17 protein-coding genes are annotated in these 19,485 nt (G+C 57.3%); 1 reads left to right on the forward strand and 16 read right to left on the reverse strand.

Annotated features, from left to right (window positions below; genetic code table 11):
* Nucleotides 1-69: 69 nt before the first annotated feature.
* The 16 genes from dnaE to rpsB form a co-directional block, all read right to left on the reverse strand.
* Entirely contained in the window at nt 70-3,591 is a 3,522-nt protein-coding gene (gene dnaE / locus FPT12_RS16420; protein ID WP_145017496.1) for a DNA polymerase III subunit alpha, read from the reverse strand.
* A 76-nt stretch (nt 3,592-3,667) separates the two neighbouring features.
* Complete coding sequence (gene rnhB / locus FPT12_RS16425) at nt 3,668-4,294, reverse strand: ribonuclease HII (RefSeq protein ID WP_256676787.1); 627 nt, start codon at nt 4,292-4,294, stop codon at nt 3,668-3,670.
* A gap of 11 nt (nt 4,295-4,305) precedes the next feature.
* The gene (lpxB, locus tag FPT12_RS16430; protein ID WP_145017500.1) at nt 4,306-5,439 is read right to left on the reverse strand and encodes a lipid-A-disaccharide synthase; all 1,134 of its coding nucleotides are present in this window, start codon (nt 5,437-5,439) and stop codon (nt 4,306-4,308) included.
* 2 nt (nt 5,440-5,441) lie between these two features.
* Nucleotides 5,442-6,218 carry an acyl-ACP--UDP-N-acetylglucosamine O-acyltransferase gene (lpxA, locus tag FPT12_RS16435; protein ID WP_123582399.1) on the reverse strand — a complete coding sequence of 259 codons (777 nt, stop codon included), beginning with the start codon at nt 6,216-6,218 and terminating at the stop codon, nt 5,442-5,444.
* Nucleotides 6,215-6,655 (reverse strand): 3-hydroxyacyl-ACP dehydratase FabZ, encoded by a 441-nt coding sequence (fabZ, locus tag FPT12_RS16440; RefSeq protein WP_007978374.1) that lies wholly within the window; start codon nt 6,653-6,655, stop codon nt 6,215-6,217. The genes lpxA and fabZ overlap by 4 nt, the downstream gene beginning before the upstream one ends.
* A 109-nt stretch (nt 6,656-6,764) precedes the next feature.
* A complete protein-coding gene (gene lpxD / locus FPT12_RS16445) occupies nt 6,765-7,820 on the reverse strand; it encodes a UDP-3-O-(3-hydroxymyristoyl)glucosamine N-acyltransferase (RefSeq protein WP_019692094.1) in 1,056 nt (351 codons plus the stop codon).
* 3 nt (nt 7,821-7,823) lie between these two features.
* A complete protein-coding gene (locus FPT12_RS16450; RefSeq protein WP_019692093.1) occupies nt 7,824-8,327 on the reverse strand; it encodes an OmpH family outer membrane protein in 504 nt (167 codons plus the stop codon).
* A gap of 45 nt (nt 8,328-8,372) precedes the next feature.
* Nucleotides 8,373-10,751: an outer membrane protein assembly factor BamA gene (gene bamA, locus FPT12_RS16455; RefSeq protein ID WP_145017502.1), complete on the reverse strand. Its 2,379-nt coding sequence runs from the start codon at nt 10,749-10,751 to the stop codon at nt 8,373-8,375.
* Nucleotides 10,752-10,825: 74 nt separating this feature from the next.
* Nucleotides 10,826-12,178: a sigma E protease regulator RseP gene (rseP, locus tag FPT12_RS16460; RefSeq protein ID WP_145017504.1), complete on the reverse strand. Its 1,353-nt coding sequence runs from the start codon at nt 12,176-12,178 to the stop codon at nt 10,826-10,828.
* Between the two features lie 55 nt (nt 12,179-12,233).
* Entirely contained in the window at nt 12,234-13,424 is a 1,191-nt protein-coding gene (gene ispC / locus FPT12_RS16465) for a 1-deoxy-D-xylulose-5-phosphate reductoisomerase (protein WP_145017506.1), read from the reverse strand.
* Nucleotides 13,421-14,227, reverse strand: a complete 807-nt coding sequence (locus FPT12_RS16470) for a phosphatidate cytidylyltransferase (RefSeq protein ID WP_145017508.1) — start codon at nt 14,225-14,227, stop codon at nt 13,421-13,423. Before FPT12_RS16470 ends, ispC begins: the two co-directional genes overlap by 4 nt.
* A complete protein-coding gene (gene uppS, locus FPT12_RS16475; RefSeq protein ID WP_145017510.1) occupies nt 14,227-14,982 on the reverse strand; it encodes a polyprenyl diphosphate synthase in 756 nt (251 codons plus the stop codon). Before uppS ends, FPT12_RS16470 begins: the two co-directional genes overlap by 1 nt.
* 17 nt (nt 14,983-14,999) lie before the next feature.
* Nucleotides 15,000-15,557 (reverse strand): ribosome recycling factor, encoded by a 558-nt coding sequence (gene frr, locus FPT12_RS16480; protein ID WP_019692087.1) that lies wholly within the window; start codon nt 15,555-15,557, stop codon nt 15,000-15,002.
* Nucleotides 15,554-16,297: a UMP kinase gene (pyrH, locus tag FPT12_RS16485; RefSeq protein WP_003172271.1), complete on the reverse strand. Its 744-nt coding sequence runs from the start codon at nt 16,295-16,297 to the stop codon at nt 15,554-15,556. Before pyrH ends, frr begins: the two co-directional genes overlap by 4 nt.
* Before the next feature lie 210 nt (nt 16,298-16,507).
* The gene (tsf, locus tag FPT12_RS16490; RefSeq protein ID WP_054595910.1) at nt 16,508-17,371 is read right to left on the reverse strand and encodes a translation elongation factor Ts; all 864 of its coding nucleotides are present in this window, start codon (nt 17,369-17,371) and stop codon (nt 16,508-16,510) included.
* A gap of 204 nt (nt 17,372-17,575) precedes the next feature.
* Nucleotides 17,576-18,313, reverse strand: coding sequence for a 30S ribosomal protein S2 (gene rpsB, locus FPT12_RS16495; protein WP_003219330.1), 738 nt, complete (start codon nt 18,311-18,313; stop codon nt 17,576-17,578).
* Between the two features lie 371 nt (nt 18,314-18,684).
* Between rpsB and map the strand changes: the two genes are divergently transcribed.
* On the forward strand, nt 18,685-19,467 hold the full coding sequence (gene map, locus FPT12_RS16500; RefSeq protein WP_145017512.1) for a type I methionyl aminopeptidase: 783 nt from the start codon (nt 18,685-18,687) through the stop codon (nt 19,465-19,467).
* Nucleotides 19,468-19,485 lie beyond the last annotated feature (18 nt).

A 19,485-nucleotide genomic window follows, 5' to 3' on the forward strand; every position in this document is an offset into this window, starting at 1 on the left:
CAGGTCGAGATTAAAAATTGGGTCAAGGTCAAGGCCAAGCTTTCAAAGGTAAAGACTGGCATCTGACCGTCAACGGTATTGGAGGAAGACGTTGTCTCGCCCGAACTGGTCACGCAGGGCTTGAATCAAGGCATCCGCCGGATCGATTCGCCAGGTCTCGCCGAACTGCAACAAGGCCTTGGCATCAGGACTGGTGTACTCCATGGTAATCGGACACGCGCCGCGATGACGCTTGAACAACTCGCCCAGCCAGCGTAGCTGATCGCCTTTGAGGTCTTGGGTCTGGACCTTCAGGCGCAGGCTTTCGGCCAGGTTGGTGCGCGCATCTTCCATGCTCATCACCCGCTTGACCCGCAAGCGCAGGCCACCGGAGAAGTCGTCATTGCTGACTTCGCCTTCGACCACCACCATCGCGTCGGTCTGCAACAGCGACTGCGCGGAATGGAACGCCTCGGCAAACAGCGACGCTTCGATCCGGCCCGAACGGTCGTCGAGGGTGATGAAACCCATCTTGTCGCCCTTTTTGTTCTTCATCACCCGCAAGGCGATGATCATGCCCGCAACCGTCTGTGTATCACGCGCCGGTTTCAAATCGATGATGCGCTGACGGGCAAAGCGGCGGATTTCACCTTCGTATTCGTCGATCGGGTGACCGGTCAGGTACAGCCCCAGGGTATCTTTTTCCCCCTTCAGGCGCTCCTTGAGCGTCAGCTCCTTGGCTTTGCGGTGATTGGCGTAAACGTCGGCGTCTGCTTCGACAAACAGGCCACCAAACAGGTCGGCGTGACCACTGTCGTGGGTCCGCGCAGTCTGCTCGGCCGCCTTGATCGCTTCTTCCATGGCCGTCAGCAAGACCGCCCGATTGCGGTCGATATTGGCCTGATAGGCTTTAGGCTCATCGTGAAAATACGGGCCGAGTCGGTCCAGCGCACCGCTGCGGATCAAGCCGTCGAGAGTCCGTTTGTTGATGCGCTTGAGGTCGACCCGGGCGCAAAAATCGAACAGATCCTTGAATGGCCCTTCCTGACGCGCTTCAGTAATCGCTTCAACCGGCCCTTCGCCAACCCCCTTGATCGCCCCCAGACCGTAAATGATCCGGCCTTCGTCGTTCACCGTGAACTTGAACTCCGAGGTGTTCACGTCCGGCGCGTCGAGACGCAGCTTCATGGTCCGCACTTCTTCGATCAAGGTCACGACCTTGTCGGTGTTGTGCATATCCGCCGAGAGTACCGCCGCCATGAACGGCGCCGGGTAGTGGGCTTTCAGCCAAGCGGTCTGGTACGACACCAGGCCGTAGGCGGCAGAGTGAGATTTGTTGAAGCCATAACCGGCGAATTTTTCCACCAGGTCGAAAATGTTACCGGCAAGGTCCGCATCGATATTATTGGTCGCGCACCCTTCAATGAAACCGCCGCGCTGCTTGGCCATTTCTTCGGGTTTTTTCTTACCCATGGCCCGACGCAGCATGTCCGCACCACCGAGGGTGTAGCCGGCCATGACCTGAGCGATCTGCATCACCTGTTCCTGATACAGGATGATGCCGTAGGTCGGCGCCAATACCGGCTTGAGGCCTTCGTACTGGTAATCCGAGTGCGGGTACGCCAGTTCGGCACGACCGTGCTTACGGTTGATGAAGTCATCCACCATGCCCGATTGCAGCGGACCCGGACGGAACAATGCCACGAGTGCGATCAAGTCTTCCAGGCAGTCGGGCTTGAGCTTTTTGATCAGCTCTTTCATGCCGCGCGACTCGAGCTGGAACACCGCGGTGGTTTCAGCTTTTTGCAGCAACTGGTACGTCGGCTTGTCATCCAGCGGGATGAACGCGATGTCCAGCGGCGGCTGATCGACCTTGGCGCGATCGCGGTTGATGGTTTTCAGCGCCCAGTCGATGATGGTCAGGGTTCGCAGACCCAGGAAGTCGAACTTCACCAGACCGGCCGCCTCGACGTCGTCCTTATCGAACTGGGTTACCAGGCCGCCACCTTCTTCGTCGCAATAGATCGGCGAGAAGTCGGTCAGCTTGGTCGGCGCGATCACCACACCACCGGCGTGCTTGCCGACGTTACGCACAACGCCCTCAAGCTTGCGCGCCATCTCCCAGATTTCTGCGGCCTCTTCATCGACCTTGATGAAGTCGCGAAGGATTTCTTCCTGCTCGTAGGCTTTTTCCAGGGTCATGCCGACTTCGAAGGGGATCATCTTCGACAGACGATCCGCCAAACCGTAGGACTTGCCCTGCACCCGCGCCACGTCACGGACCACCGCCTTGGCGGCCATGGAACCGAACGTGATGATCTGGCTTACCGCATTACGGCCGTATTTCTCGGCCACGTAGTCGATCACCCGGTCACGACCGTCCATGCAGAAGTCGACGTCGAAGTCGGGCATGGAAACCCGTTCCGGGTTCAGGAAACGTTCGAACAGCAGGTCATATTCCAGTGGGTCAAGGTCGGTGATCTTCTGCACATAGGCCACCAGCGACCCGGCACCCGACCCACGACCAGGACCTACCGGTACGCCGTTGTTCTTGGCCCACTGGATAAAGTCCATAACGATCAGGAAGTAACCGGGGAAGCCCATCTGGATGATGATATCCAGCTCGAAATTCAACCGGTCGACATAGACCTGACGCTTGGCCTCGTAATCTTCGGTGGTGTCCTTGGGCAGCAGAACACTCAAACGCTCTTCCAGGCCGTCGAAGGAGACCTTGCGGAAATACTCGTCGATGGTCATGCCATCGGGAATCGGGAAGTTGGGCAGGAAGTGTTTGCCGAGCTTCACATCGATATTGCAGCGCTTGGCGATCTCGACGGTGTTTTCCAGCGCTTCGGGCAAGTCGCTGAACAACTCGGCCATTTCCTCGGCGCTTTTCAGGTACTGCTGATCACTGTAGTTCTTCGAACGGCGCGGATCGTCGAGCGCCCGCCCTTCGCCGATGCACACACGGGTTTCGTGAGCCGCGAAGTCTTCCTGCTTGATGAAGCGCACATCGTTGGTCGCCACCAGCGGTGCGCCGATCTTGTCAGCCAGGGCCACGGCGGCGTGCAGCTGTTCTTCGTCGTTGGGGCGATTGGTGCGCTGGATTTCCAGATAGAAGCGATCCGGGAATACTGTCATCCACTCACGGGCCAGAGTCTCGGCCTCATCAGGATTGCCACCGAGCAAGGCGATACCAATCTCGCCCTCCTTCGCAGCCGACAACATGATCAAGCCTTCGTTGGCCTCGGCCACCCACTCACGCTCGATGATGATCTGGCCATTGCGCTGACCGTCGATAAAGCCACGCGAAATCAACTCGGTGAGGTTGCGGTAGCCAACGGCGTTCATCGCCAGGAAGCTGATCCGGCTCAGCGGATTATCAGGATCCTTGTTCGACAGCCACAGGTCGGCGCCACAGATCGGCTTGATCCCGGCGCCCATGGCGTTTTTGTAGAACTTGACCAGGGAACACATGTTGTTCTGGTCGGTGACCGCTACGGCGGGCATATTCATGCCGACCAGGGTCTTGACCAGCGGTTTGATCCGCACCAGACCGTCGACCAGGGAGTATTCAGTGTGCAGGCGTAGGTGAACGAATGAAGCCGGCATAGTGATCCTGTCTGAAAACGTGAAGACAACAAGGCCCGGATTGTACCGGGCCTTGGCAAAAACATCAGCCTTGTGACTAGCTCTCGATCAAACCCTCGCGGGCCTCATAAGCAAGGCGCACCGGCGCGAACGAACGCCGGTGAATCGGTGTCGGCCCCAGTCGGGCCAAGGCTTCCAGATGAACGGGCGTCGGGTAGCCTTTGTGGCCGCCGATGCCATAACCCGGGTAAATCAATTCGAATGCCGCCATTTCGCGATCACGGCTGACTTTCGCCAGAATCGATGCCGCTGCAATGGCCGGGACCTTGCTATCGCCTTTAACCACCGCTTCAGCCGGCATGGCCAGCTTCGGGCAGCGGTTGCCGTCGATCATCGCCAGTTTCGGCGTGATGTGCAGGCCTTCGACAGCACGCTGCATGGCCAGCATGGTGGCGTGCAGAATATTCAGTTCGTCGATTTCTTCGACTTCGGCACGTGCAATGCACCAGCTAAGGGCTTTCTCGCAGATTTCGTCGTAGAGCTTTTCACGGCGTGCTTCGGTGAGCTTCTTCGAGTCATTGAGCCCGAGGATCGGCCGGTTCGGATCGAGGATCACCGCCGCCGTCACCACGGCACCGCAGAGCGGGCCACGACCCACCTCATCGACACCGGCAACCAGGTCTTCAGCATCTGCGACGAGGGTAAAATCCAGGCCCATTTGCATCTTTACGTTACTCATTGAGGTTTGCCGATCAGATTGAGGACGGCATCTGCGGCCTGATTCGAGGCGTCACGACGCAAGGTCCGGTGAATCTGGTCAAAACCGGTGGTTTGCTCTTCACCGCCATCGATCAACGGCGACAGCGTCAGCGCCAAGGCCTCCGGGGTCGCATCGTCTTGCAGCAACTCGGGCACCAACAGACGCTGAGCCAGCAAATTCGGCAAGGAGATGTAAGGGCTTTTCACCATGCGCTTGAGGATCCAGAACGTCAGCGGCGCCAAGCGGTAAGCCACGACCATCGGCCGCTTGTACAACAGCGCTTCCAGCGTTGCGGTTCCCGAAGCGATCAGCACCGCGTCGCAAGCGGCCAGCGCCTGATGGGAACGGCCATCGAGCAAGGTCACCGGCAAATCGCGGCCGGCCAACAGCTCTTCGAGCTGCACACGACGCTCGGGGCTGGCGCACGGCATGACGAACCGCACGCCGGGCCGCATGGCCCGCAAACGCTCGGCGGTGTCGAGGAACAAGGCACCCAGGCGCCCAACCTCCCCACCCCGACTGCCCGGCATCAGCGCAACCAACGGGTCGTCTTCTGGCAATCCCAGTTCGGCGCGCGCAGCCAAGCGGTCAGCCTCAAGCGGGATCGCATCGGCCAGGGAGTGACCGACAAACCTCACCGGTACACCTTTCTCTTCGTAGAATTTGGCTTCAAACGGGAACAGCGTGAGCATCAGATCGCAGCCTTCGCGAATCTTCAGCACACGCTTTTGACGCCACGCCCAAACCGATGGGCTGACGTAATGCACGGTCTTGATCCCGGCCTGACGCAGTTTGAGTTCGATGTTAAGGGTGAAATCCGGGGCGTCGATGCCGATGAAAACATCCGGCTTTTCGACTATGAGGGTCGCGATCAGCTTTTTGCGGCGAGCCAACAGCTCACGCAAACGGCCAAGCACCTCGACCAGGCCCATGACCGCCAGACGCTCCATCGGGAAGTAAGACGTCAGGCCTTCAGCCTGCATCAGCGGACCGCCGACACCGATGAACTCAATCGCAGGATGCTGTGCCTTGAGCGCACGCATCAGACCCGCCCCCAGAATATCGCCGGAGGCTTCGCCCGCCACCAGTGCAATACGCAGATTGGCCATGATTAACGGGTGATGCCGCGAGTCGAAGACTGAATGGAGTCACGGAATATCGCGACTTCCGGGAACTCTTCCGACGGCTCGGCCAACTCGGCAAGCGCTTGTTCGACTGTCAAACCCTGGCGATAAACCACTTTGTAGGCACGGCGTAATGCGTGGATCGCGTCTTCACTGAAACCACGGCGACGCATGCCTTCGAAGTTCATGCTGCGGGCTTCGGCAGGGTTGCCGAACACCGTGACATAGGCTGGAACATCCTTGCCAATGGCTGTGCCCATACCGGAAAAGCTGTGGGCGCCAATATGGCAATACTGATGAACCAGGGTAAAGCCGGACAGGATCGCCCAATCATCGACGTGCACATGACCGGCCAACGCGGTGTTGTTGACCAGGATGCAGTTATTGCCGATAACGCTGTCATGACCAATGTGGGCATAGGCCATGATCAGGTTGTGGTCGCCCAGGGTCGTTTCGGAACGATCCTGAACGGTGCCACGGTGAATCGTCACGCCTTCACGGATGACATTGTGGTCACCGATCACCAGGCGGGTTTCTTCACCCTTGTACTTCAAATCGGGCGTGTCCTCACCTACCGAGGAAAACTGGTAAATGCGGTTGTGCTTACCAATACGCGTCGGCCCTTTGAGAATCACGTGCGGGCCAATCACTGTTCCCTCGCCGATTTCCACACCAGCGCCGACGATCGACCATGGGCCGACCTCGACGTCGTCGGCCAGAATGGCCGTCGGATCGATGATTGCGCGAGGGTCAATCAAACTCATAGTTTGCGTTCCGCACAGATGATTTCAGCAGAGCAGACTGGCTTGCCATCGACCGAAGCCTGGCATTCGAACTTCCAGATCTGACGCTTGCAGCTGATGAACTTGGCTTCAAGAATCAACTGATCACCCGGCAGAACCGGTTGGCGGAAACGCAGCTTGTCGGAGCCGACAAAGTAGTAAAGCGTGCCATCGGCCGGCTTTACGTCGAGCATTTTGAAACCAAGGATTCCGGCAGCCTGAGCCATCGCTTCAATGATCAGTACGCCCGGCATGATTGGATGCGCAGGGAAATGACCGTTGAAGAACGGTTCGTTGATGCTGACATTCTTGTAGGCGCGAATGCGCTTGCCTTCAACATCCAGCTCCACTACCCGGTCCACCAACAGGAACGGGTAACGGTGAGGCAGGTATTCGCGAATCTCGTTGATGTCCATCATTTCGGGGGGAAGCCTATGTAAAGATTGGGAGCGCGCGACTGACGCACACTCCTCTAGCAAATCAAGGAGGCAAGTCTAACGGCTGTGCACACTTGATATGGAAATGGTATCAGCCATCTGATGAAGCATTGCTGTCAGGGGTCACGTCCCCAACACGCTTTTCCAGCTGTCGCAAACGTCGCGCGATGTCATCGAGCTGACGGATACGTGCCGCGCTTTTGCGCCACTCGGCAGCCGGTTGCATGGCCGTTCCAGACGAATAGGAACCCGGCTCGGTAATCGAGTGAGTCACCATGGTCATTCCGGTCAGGAATACGTTGTCGCAAATATCAATGTGTCCGACCAGCCCCACACCACCCGCCAGCATGCAGTGCTTGCCGATTTTGGTGCTGCCGGAAATCCCCACGCACGCCGCCATGGCGGTGTGATCACCGACTTGCACGTTGTGGGCGATCTGAATCTGGTTATCGAGCTTCACGCCATTGCCGATGATAGTGTCGGCCAGCGCACCGCGGTCGATGGCGGTATTCACGCCAATCTCCACATCGTCACCGATCAACACCCCACCCACCTGGGCGATCTTCTGCCAGATGCCTTTTTCGTTGGCAAAACCAAAGCCTTCACCACCGAGCACGGCACCGGACTGAATCACCACGCGCTTGCCGATGCGTACGTCGTGGTACAGCGTCACACGCGGGGCCAACCAGCCGCCCTCACCGATTTCGCTGCGCGCACCGATGAAGCAGTGGGCACCGACCGTCACGCCTGCGGCGATTCGCGCAGCGCTTTCGATCACGGCAAACGCACCAATGCTCGCAGCCGGATCAACCACCGCGTCCGCTGCCACCACCGCTGTCGGATGGATACCGGCAGCAGCCTTGGGCTTGGGATCGAACAGATGGGAAACCCGGGCATACGCCAGGTACGGATCTGGCACAACCAGCGCATCACCGGCAAAACCTTCTGCGTCAGCGGCCTTCAGCAACACGGCTGCAGCCTGGCTGTCGGCCAGATATTTACGGTATTGGGGATTTGCCAGAAAGCTCAACTGAGCTGGGCCAGCCTCCTGCAAGGTGGCTAGCCCAGTGATTTCTTTCTCTGCGGAACCACGAAGAGTGGCGCCGAGGAACTCGGCCAACTGGCCGAGCTTTATAGTCGCTGTCATGGATTACTTCAGCTGATTCATGCGCTCGATAACCTGGCGAGTGATGTCGTACTGAGGCTTGACATCAATCACTGCGCCACGCTCGAAGACCAGGTCAAAAGCACCTTTCTTGATGACTTCTTCCACAGCGCTGTCCAGTTTCGGCTTGAGCTGCTTCAGCATTTCACGGTCAGCAACGGCTTTGGCTTCGTTCAGCTCCTTGGACTGGAACTGGAAGTCACGGGCCTTTTGCTTGAATTCGAGCTCAAGACGCTCACGCTCGCCCTGGGCCATTTTGTCGCCACCGCTTACCAGACGATCCTGAATGCCTTTGGCACTGCTTTCCAGGGTTTTCAGCTTGGTCAGCTGCGGCCCGAACTTCTTCTCGGCATCCACGGCGTACTTCTTCGCCGCGTCAGATTCCAGCAAAGCCATTTGATAGTTCAGTACCGCGATTTTCATTTCGGCAAATGCCGGGGTTGCTACCAGGACAGTTGCCAGGAGAACCAATTGAGTCAACTTACGCACGATGCACTCCTACAAAATCCATTGTCGTTATCTTGGATCAGGCTATTAGAAAGTCTGACCGAGGGAGAATTGGAACACCTGAGTCTCCGCATTGCTGTCCGGTTTCTTGACCGGCATTGCCAAGGCAAAGCTCAACGGACCAAGGGCGGTAACCCAAGTCACACCCACACCCACCGAACTAGCCATATTGCTCAGACTGACTTCGTTGCACTGTGTTTTGGACTTCGAACCATCGGCGTTAGTGCTCTGCGTGCAACTCGAGTCGAACACGTTACCCACGTCCCAGAATACCGATGTACGCAAGGAACGCTGATCCTTCACGAACGGCAGAGGGAACAGAACCTCTACACCACCCTGGATCAGGACGTTACCACCAAACGGCAGCGGATCCTGGTCCGGGTCGACGGAAGTTCCCGGGTTAACGCCACGGCTCGGCGTACTGCGAGGACCCAGCGTGCTGTCCTTGAAGCCGCGAACCGAGTTGAAACCACCCGCGTAGTAGTTCTCGTAGAACGGCAGGCCACTGGTCGAACCATAACCGTCACCATAGCCCAGCTCTGTATGCAGACGCATGGTGTAGTTATCGGTCAATGGCTGGAACAGTTGGCCACGGTAATCCAGTTTGAAGAAAGACAGGTCGCTACCCGGTGTCGTCGCTTCCATCGTCAAACTCTGGGAATGACCACGAGTCGCCAGCACGCCTTTGTTCAGTGTCGACTCGGACCAACCGGCCGAAGCCTTGAAGTTCAGGAACTGGTCGCCTTCACGGTTAACGAAATCAAAAATCTCGTCAACGGTGTACTGACCGGTCTTGATTTTGTCTTGCTGTGCGGTCAGACCAAAGGTCAGACGCGAAGTTTCGCTGATCGGATAACCGACGTTGACGCCAGCACCCAGACTGTCTACCGCGTAGCTGGCTACGTTGACGTCGAGGTTTTTGTAGTCGGTGGTGCGATAGAAAGCGTTGTAACCCAGACTCACGCCATCGGCTGTCCAGTACGGGTCGACATAACCGAAGTTATAACGGCTCTGGTATTGGCTACGAGTCAAGCCGATGCTGACCTTGTTACCGGTACCCAGGAAGTTGTTCTGGGTAATCGAACCACCCAGGATCAAACCGGCGCTCTGAGCAAAACCGACGCTGGCGGTAATCGAACCGGAAGGTTGCTCTTCAACGGCATAGTTCACGTCAACCTGGTCATCGACACCCGGTACAGCCGGAGTCTCGACGTTGACTTCCTTGAAGAAGCCCAGACGTTCCAGGCGGGTCTTGGACTGGTCGATCAGATAGGTCGAAGCCCAGCCACCTTCCATCTGGCGCATTTCACGACGGAGCACTTCGTCTTCCGACTTGGTGTTGCCGCGGAAGTTGATACGGTTTACGTAAGCACGCTTGCCCGGATCGACCACAAAGGTGATATCAACGGTGTGATCGTCGTCATGCGGAGTCGGTACGCCGTTGACGTTGGCGAAGGTGTAGCCCTCGTTACCCAGGCGACGGGTGATCAACTCAGAAGTCGTGGTCATCAGCTTGCGCGAGAACACCTGACCTTTTTGCACCAGCAGCAGCGCCTTGACCTGATCTTCAGGGACCTTCAGGTCACCGCTGAGCTTCACGTCACGAACGTTGTACTTCTGACCTTCGTTGATGTTGACGGTGATATAGACGTGTTTTTTGTCCGGGGTGATCGAAACCTGGGTCGAAGCGATATCCATGTTGATATAGCCACGGTCCAGGTAGTAGGAACGCAGACGTTCCAGGTCACCGGAAAGTTTTTCACGAGCATACTTGTCATCGTTCTTGAAGAACGACAACCAGTTGGAGGTCTTGAGTTCGAACAGGTCGATCAGGTCTTCATCAGGGAAAACCGTGTTACCCACCACGTTGATGTGCTGGATAGCCGCGACAGTGCCTTCGTTGATATTGACCTTCAAGCCAACGCGGTTGCGCGGCTGAGGAACAACTTCAGTGTCAACGGTGGCCGAGTAGCGGCCTTGAGCAACGTACTGGCGCTGCAGCTCGTTACGCACGCCTTCAAGCGTCGCACGCTGGAAGATCTCGCCTTCGGCCAGACCGGATTGTTTAAGGCCTTTCATCAGGTCTTCAGTGGAGATCGCCTTGTTGCCTTCGATCTCGATACTGGCGACCGACGGGCGCTCGACTACAGTAATGACCAGGACATTGCCATCGCGGCCCAGCTGGATATCTTGAAAGAAACCGGTTTTGAACAGCGCACGAGTGGATTCCACCAGGCGACGATCATCCGCCTGTTCACCGACGTTCAACGGCAAGGCACCAAAGACGCTACCCGCGGATACCCGCTGGAGGCCATTGATACGAATATCGGAGATAGTGAAGGACTCGGCGTGAACTTCGGCGATCATCAATACGGTGAGAACCGCAGTTAGCAGCAGACGTTTCATGAAGTCCTTTCTTATTCCAACTGGCAATAAACAAACTGCCGCAAAATGCGGCAGATTCGCAATTCAGCGAAGCGTTACAGTCGACCCAGATCGTTGACCAGAGCAAGCAACATCACCCCGATCACCAAACTGATACCGATCTGTATCCCCCAACTCTGCACCCGATCCGACAAGGGACGACCACGCGTCCACTCGATCAGATAAAACAACAGATGCCCCCCATCCAGTACAGGAATGGGCAGCAAATTCAGAACGCCCAGGCTAATACTCAGATAAGCCAGGAAATTCAGGAAATCAGCGACACCCGACTGGGCAGAAGCGCCCGCCACTTTAGCAATGGTTATCGGTCCACTCAAGTTTTTTACCGAGAGCTCGCCGAACAACATTTTCTTTAGTGAATCAAGGGTCAGCACACTCATGGTCCAAGTGCGTCGAGCACCTTCGCCAATCGCGGCGACGGGACCGTAGCTGACCTCGCGAATCATCTCTGGTGGCCAATCGATAGCCTTCACCCCTGCACCCAGATAACCACTGGCTACTTTCGCCTTGTCGCGAGTTGCCAAGGTAACCGGGACGTCGATTTGAGCACCGTCACGCTCGATATGCAGCACAATTTTGGTATCAGGACGCACACGCACCCAATCGACCACTTGCTGCCAATCGGTCAGCGCCTGGCCATCGAGCGCCAGCAGACGGTCACCGGTCTTCAGGCCTGCTGCCTGCGCCGGACCCTTAGGATCCAGCTCAGCCAACACCGGCGGCAATGCCGGACGCCAAGGGCGAATACCCAGCGAACGAATCGGGTCCGGCTCATCAGCCCCCTTGAGCCAGTGATCCAGGACCAGCTCGCGCGGCGAATCGGCAGTAGAGCCCTGTTCGCGCACCAGCAATTGCAACGAACCACTTTCACCAAGACGCCGGACCAGTTGCAGATTCACCGCTGCCCAACCCGAAGTCGGCTCGCCATCGATGGCGACGATTTCCTGCCCCGGACTCAAACCGGCCTTGGCGGCCATGCTGCCGACTTCAACGGCTCCGATGACAGGACGCACTTGCTCGGTGCCAAGCATCGCCAGCACCCAGAAAAACGCCAGCGCCAACAAAAAGTTGGCGATAGGCCCGGCAGCTACGATGGCGATGCGCTGACGAACGGATTTGCGATTAAAGGCCTGATCAAGCTGATCGGACGGCACTTCGCCTTCACGCTCATCAAGCATCTTCACGTAACCACCCAGAGGGATGGCGGCGATCACGAACTCGGTGCCGCGCCGGTCATGCCAGCGCAGCAATGGCAGGCCGAAGCCCACGGAGAAACGCAGAACCTTGACGCCACAGCGACGCGCGACCCAGAAATGGCCAAATTCATGGAAGGTGACCAGCACGCCCAAAGCCACCAGGGTGCCGACAATCATATAGAGCGCGCTCATCTACTTTTCTCCGCAATCCTATTCAGTGCTGCCGCGGGCAAACCCGCCGCAACACCTATCGCCCGTGACGACTCAACCAACGCTCGGCCAGGACACGCGCTTTCGCGTCCGCAGTGAAAACCGCATCGAGATCATCGACCGAAACCACAGGTTCGAGGTTTAACACCTCTTCGATGATACTCGCGATCTCCAGGTAACGGACACGCCCATCGAGAAAGGCGGCAACAGCCACCTCATTCGCCGCGTTCAGCATGGCCGGAGCATTGTTCCCGGCCTCTGCCGCCTGGCGCGCCAGACGCAAGCACGGGAAACGCTCTTCGTCGGGCGCCTGGAAGTCCAGACGCGCGATTGCAAACAGATCCAGCGGCGCAACCCCGGAGTCGATGCGCTCAGGCCATGCCAGCGCATTGGCAATCGGCGTCCGCATATCCGGATTGCCCAACTGCGCCAATACCGAACCATCGACGTAGTCGACCAGCGAATGAATCACGCTTTGCGGATGAATCACCACTTCGACCTGTGACGGTTTTGCATCAAATAGCCAACAGGCCTCGATCAGCTCCAGGCCTTTGTTCATCATGCTGGCCGAATCGACCGAAATTTTGCGCCCCATCGACCAGTTGGGATGGGCACACGCCTGCTCTGGCGTAACATGCGCCAACTCAGCCATGGATGTCTGCCGGAACGGACCGCCAGAGGCTGTGAGTAAAATCCGACGAACACCTACAGCGCCAAGCCCACGGGAAAAATCTGCGGGCATGCACTGAAAGATCGCATTGTGCTCGCTGTCGATCGGCAGCAGCACCGACCCGCTCTTGTGCACGGCCTGCATGAACAGAGCGCCGGACATCACCAGCGCTTCCTTGTTGGCCAGCAGAATCTTCTTGCCCGCCTCGACCGCCGCCAGCGTCGGACGCAAACCCGCCGCACCGACAATCGCCGCCATCACCGCATCGACTTCAGCATCGGAGGCCACCTGACACAGGCCCTCCTCCCCCACCAGCACGCGCGTTGAAAGGCCCGCAGCGCGCAGATCGTCTTGCAGACGCCGGGCAGCCACGGGCTCCGGCACAACAGCAAAACGCGGCACATGGCAGATACACAAGGCCAGCAGCTCACTCAGGCGAGAGAAGCCGCTCAAGGCAAAGACTTGATAGCGCTCGGGATGACGCGCGATGACATCAAGGGTGCTAAGACCAATAGAACCCGTCGCCCCCAGGACTGTGATCTGTTGCGGGCGGCTCACGATGTGGCCATCCACAGCAATACCGCAAACACCGGAATCGCCGCGGTGAGACTGTCGATACGATCCAGAATGCCGCCATGACCCGGCAGCAGGTTACTGCTGTCCTTGATGCCCGACTGGCGCTTGAACATACTTTCGGTCAAATCGCCGACCACCGAGATAAACACGATAATCGCCGCACCGATCAACCCTTTCAGCATCTCGCCAATCGTCCAGTCACGCACCAGACCAACGATGGCGGTGATCACCAGACTCAGCAGCAAGCCGCCGTACACGCCTTCCCAGCTTTTGCCAGGACTGACCTGCGGAGCAAGCTTGCGCCGGCCGAATGCCCGGCCGGAAAAGTAAGCGCCGATGTCTGCGCCCCAGACCAGCACCATCACCGCCATGATCAGCCAGTTACCCAGCGGCTCTTGCTTGATCAGGATCAAACCTTGCCAGGCCGGCAACAGGATCATCAGGCCGATGACCAGCTTGCAGGCCGCACTGGCCCAATGCTCACTGGTCTTGGGATAGGTCAGCACCAGGTAGGTTGCCACCGCCCACCAGAGCACGGCAGCACCCAGCACCCAAGGCGAAAGCCCCGGCAGCACGTGCATGATAAACAGCATCGCCGCGACCACCGCCGCATAAGCGACACGGATCGGCTGCGCGGTGAAACCTGCCAGGCGCGCCCATTCCCAGGCACCCAGAGTCACGACCAGGCCGATAAACAGCGCAAAAACGGAGCCCTCGAGCAGAAAAAAACCGCACAGGGCGATCGGCAGCAGGATCAGCGCAGTGATGATTCGTTGTTTAAGCATTAAACCCGGGCTCCAGCCTCGACCTGCTCACTCGTTTTACCGAAGCGACGCTGGCGAGAAGCGAAATCGGCCAATGCATTACGCATGGCTTCGTGTTTGAAGTCCGGCCAGAACAGGTCGGAGAAATACAGTTCGGAGTACGCCAATTGCCACAGCAGGAAGTTGCTGATGCGATGCTCGCCACCGGTACGAATGCACAAGTCCGGCAACGGCAGATCACCGGTAGCCAGACAGGTCTGCAGCAACTCGGGAGTGATGTCGTCCGGACGCAAATGCCCGGCCTGAACTTCTCGCGCCAGACGTTGCGCAGCCTGGGCGATATCCCATTGGCCGCCATAGTTGGCCGCTATCTGCAGGACAAAACGATTGGCGCCGACTGTCATTGCCTCCGCCTCACGCATGGCTGCCTGAAGCTCGGGATGAAAACGCGAACGATCGCCGATAATACGCAACATGATGTTGTTGTCGTTGAGGCGTTTGGCCTCGCGACGCAACGCCTTGAAAAACAAATCCATCAAGGCGCTGACTTCATCGGCCGGACGCTGCCAGTTTTCACTGGAGAAGGCGAACAGGGTCAGTACTTCAACCCCGGCCTCAGCGCACACCTCAATGACCGCGCGCACAGCGTCGACGCCAGCCTTGTGCCCGGCAACACCGGGCAAGAAACGTTTTTTTGCCCAGCGATTATTACCGTCCATGATGATCGCGACGTGGCGCGGCACCGAGGACAGCACTGGCTGCTTGGTCTTTTCCATGAAGGCGTCCTGACCCCTTATACGGCCATCAGGTCCTTTTCTTTGTCTTCTGTGAGCTTATTGATCTGAGCCTCGAAGTCTTTGATCAACTTGTCGATATCGGCACTCGCGCGACGCTCTTCGTCTTCGCTGATTTCCTTATCCTTGACCAGCTTCTTCAGGTCGCCCAGTGCATCACGGCGAATATTACGCACCGCGACACGAGCATCTTCGGCAGCACTGCGCGCTTGCTTGGTGAAACCCTTGCGGGTCTCCTCGGTCAAGGCCGGCATGGATATCAGCAGCAACTCACCCAGGTTCGTTGGATTGAGGTTCAGACCAGCACTCTGGATCGCCTTGTCGACCGCTGCGAGCATGTTGCGCTCGAATGCCACGACTTGCAGGGTCCGGGAGTCCTTCACGGTGACGTTGGCCACGCTGCTCAAAGGAGTATCCGAACCGTAGTAAGGCACCATCACGCTGCCCAGGATACTTGGGTGCGCCTTACCTGTACGAATCTGACCAAAAGCGTGCGCCAGCGATTCCAGGGACTTGGTCATGCGCTCTTGAGCGTCTTTCTTGATTTCGTTGATCATTGTTGGCCTTCCTCGATCAGGGTTCCTTCAGCGCCGCCATGTACGATGTTCAGCAGGGCGCCGGGCTTGTTCATGTTAAATACGCGCAGCGGCATCTTGTGGTCGCGGCACAGGCAAATGGCCGTCAGATCCATCACACCCAGCTTGCGATCCAGTACTTCATCGTAGGTCAGATGATCGAACTTCTCGGCATGCGGGTCTTTGAATGGGTCAGCGGTGTACACACCATCAACCTTGGTCGCCTTCAACACGACGTCGGCATCGATCTCGATCGCACGCAAGCAGGCTGCCGAATCCGTGGTGAAAAACGGGTTGCCGGTACCGGCAGCGAAAATGACCACTTCCTTGGCGTTCAGGTGACGCATGGCTTTGCGGCGATCGTAGTGATCGGTCACGCCTACCATGGAAATAGCCGACATCACGATGGCCGAGATATTCGCACGTTCCAGCGCATCACGCATGGCCAAGGCGTTCATCACAGTGGCCAGCATGCCCATGTGGTCGCCAGTTACCCGATCCATACCGGCCGCACTCAGTGCCGCGCCTCGGAACAGGTTACCACCACCAATCACCAGACCGACCTGAACACCGATTCCGACCAGTTGGCCGACTTCCAGCGCCATGCGATCCAGAACCTTGGGGTCGATCCCGAACTCTTCGGACCCCATCAGGGCCTCGCCGCTAAGCTTGAGTAGAATGCGTTTATAGCGAGCCTGATAACCACTGCCCTGCTGAGCCATTGCGAATCTCTCCTGCGGCGTATTTTAAAAAATTCTTTGCGGGCTGTTTGCAGCCTGCGTTCACTCTAACGTGGCGCTGTCACAGCGCCATCGGAACACGGCTTTGTAAGCCAGTTCCGACGGAAAACCAAATAAATTGGCTTCCCCATCTGAAAAGAGGCTGCGCGCGTAAGCGGGCAGCCTCTTCAGGGCGACAGTTAAAAAACCGTCTTACTGCTTGGCAGCAGCCAGCTGAGCAGCAACTTCTTCAGCGAAGTTGTCGACTGGCTTCTCGATGCCTTCGCCTACCTTGAAGTAAGTGAAAGAAACGATTTCAGCACCGGCTTTCTTGGCCAGTTCGCCAACCTTGATTTCAGGGTTCTTAACGAACGCCTGCTCAACCAGACTTGCTTCAGCCAAGAACTTGCTGATACGGCCTTTGACCATGTTTTCAACGATGTTTTCTGGCTTGCCGGCGATCTTGTCAGCGTTGAGGGTCAGGAACACGCCTTTCTCGCGCTCGATCGCTTCAGCGGAAACTTCCGACGGCAGCAGGAATTCAGGGTTGGTAGCCGCTACGTGCATAGCGATGTCTTTGGCCAGCTCAACGTCGCCGCCCTTCAGAACAACAGCTACACCGATCTTGTTGCCGTGCAGGTAACCACCAACAACATCACCTTCAACGCGAGTCAGGCGACGGATGTTGACGTTTTCGCCAACCTTGCCGACCAATACCAGGCGAGCAGCTTCTTGAGCTTCGATCAGAGGCTCAACGGTAGTCATCTTGTCGGCGAACGCTTTTTCAACGCTAGCAGCAACAAATACCTTGAAGTCGTCCTGCAGAGCCAGGAAGTCAGTCTGCGAGTTCACTTCCAGCAGGACTGCGGATTTACCGTCTTCTTTCAGAGCGATCGCGCCTTCAGCAGCAACGTTGCCTGCTTTTTTGGCTGCCTTGATGGCGCCCGAAGCACGCATGTCATCAATGGCTTTCTCGATGTCGCCGCCAGCCTTGGTCAAGGCTTTCTTGCAGTCCATCATGCCTTCGCCAGTACGCTCGCGCAGTTCTTTGACCAACGCTGCAGTAATCTCTGCCATTTCAAAATTCCTCTTGGATAGGTTATCAACCATTCCACCCGATCGAACGGGCGTTCAATTCTTCCCGAACCACCCTTGTTAGCTGCTGCACATTACAGATGCAGTAGCGGCACCCTGAAAACAGGCGCCAACAAATGGTTTTCGAGGTGGCAAAAAGGGGGCCAAGCCCCCTTTTTGCTTACTGAGTCAACGCCAAGGCGTCAATTACTCAGCTGCTGCTACCGGAGCTTCTTCAACGAACTGCTCGGTGCCGCCAGCAACGTGGTTGCGACCGCGGATTACAGCGTCAGCCATCGAACCCATGTACAACTGGATAGCGCGGATTGCGTCATCGTTGCCTGGGATGATGTAGTCAACGCCTTCCGGGCTGCTGTTGGTATCGACTACGCCGATAACCGGGATACCCAGCTTGTTGGCTTCGGTGATCGCGATACGCTCGTGATCAACGTCGATAACGAACAGTGCGTCAGGCAGACCGCCCATGTCCTTGATACCACCCAGGGAACGATCCAGCTTTTCCAGGTCGCGAGTGCGCATCAGCGCCTCTTTCTTGGTCAGCTTGGCGAAAGTACCGTCTTCGGCTTGCACTTCAAGGTCACGCAGACGCTTGATGGAAGCACGGATGGTTTTGAAGTTGGTCAGCATGCCGCCCAACCAGCGGTGATCGACGTACGGCGAACCGCAACGCGCTGCTTCTTCAGCAACGATCTTGCCAGCGGAACGCTTGGTGCCGACGAACAGAATCTTGTTTTTGCCCTGGGCCAGACGCTCTACGAAAGTCAGAGCTTCGTTGAACATTGGCAGGGTTTTTTCAAGGTTGATGATGTGGATCTTGTTACGCGCACCGAAAATGTACTTACCCATTTTCGGGTTCCAGTAACGGGTCTGGTGACCGAAGTGCACACCGGCCTTCAGCATATCGCGCATGTTGACTTGGGACATGATAGTTCCTTAATAAGTCGGGTTTGGCCTCCACGTATCCCAATGACCAACCAGCAGCATCAGCTGAAGGCACCCAGGTCATCGTGTCGACACGTGTGTGGATTTAAGCTTTTCGGGGTATACCCGGAAAGCGGCGCATTTTATACCACAAGGAGGGCGAAAACGAAACCCGGATTCTTAAAACCTGATCAGTGCTTTTATTCCGGCCCTTGGAATCACCCAAGAATGCGCCATTCTATAGGGAGAAGCGATGCACGGAGGCGCGGATTTGCCGTGATCGTCTGTTAGAATCGCGTTTTTCAGGGCTGCGAGCAGCATTACGCAGAGCCTATTCCGTATAGAAAGCGCCACTGAGCGTAGAGAGAACCTGTATGACCGTCACCCTCAAAACCCCAGAGGACATCGCAAAAATGCGGATCGCCGGCAAGCTTGCCGCCGATGTGCTGGAAATGATTGCCGAATACGTCAAGCCGGGGGTCACGACCGAAGAGCTCGACCGCATCTGCCACGACTACATCGTCAACGAGCAGAAAGCCATCCCTGCCCCGCTCAACTATAAAGGCTTTCCGAAGTCCATCTGCACCTCGATCAACCACGTGGTCTGCCACGGCATCCCGAACGAGAAGCCGCTTAAAGATGGCGACACGCTGAACATCGACGTCACCGTGATCAAGGATGGCTATCACGGCGACACCAGCCGCATGTTCCACGTCGGCAACGTGCCGGTCTGGGCCGAGCGCCTGTCGCAAGTCACCCAGGAATGCATGTACAAGGCCATCGAACTGGTCAAGCCCGGCTGCCGCCTCGGCGATATCGGCGAAGTCATCCAGAAGCACGCTGAAAAGAATGGCTTCTCGGTGGTTCGCGAGTTCTGCGGTCACGGCATCGGCAAGGTGTTCCACGAAGAACCGCAAATCCTGCATTACGGCCGCGCCGGAACCGGCATGGAACTGAAAGCCGGCATGACCTTCACCATCGAGCCGATGATCAATCAGGGCCGTGCCGACACCAAGGTCCTCGGCGATGGCTGGACCGCGATCACCAAGGATCGCAAGCTGTCGGCCCAGTGGGAACACACCCTGCTGGTGACCGAAACCGGCTACGAGATCTTCACCCTGCGCCGCGATGACACCATCCCTCGCGTTTCGGCCTGATCCGACAAGCGCCGCACC

The sequence above is a fragment of the Pseudomonas sp. H3(2019) genome (genome assembly GCF_007713465.1).
Lineage (GTDB): Bacteria > Pseudomonadota > Gammaproteobacteria > Pseudomonadales > Pseudomonadaceae > Aquipseudomonas.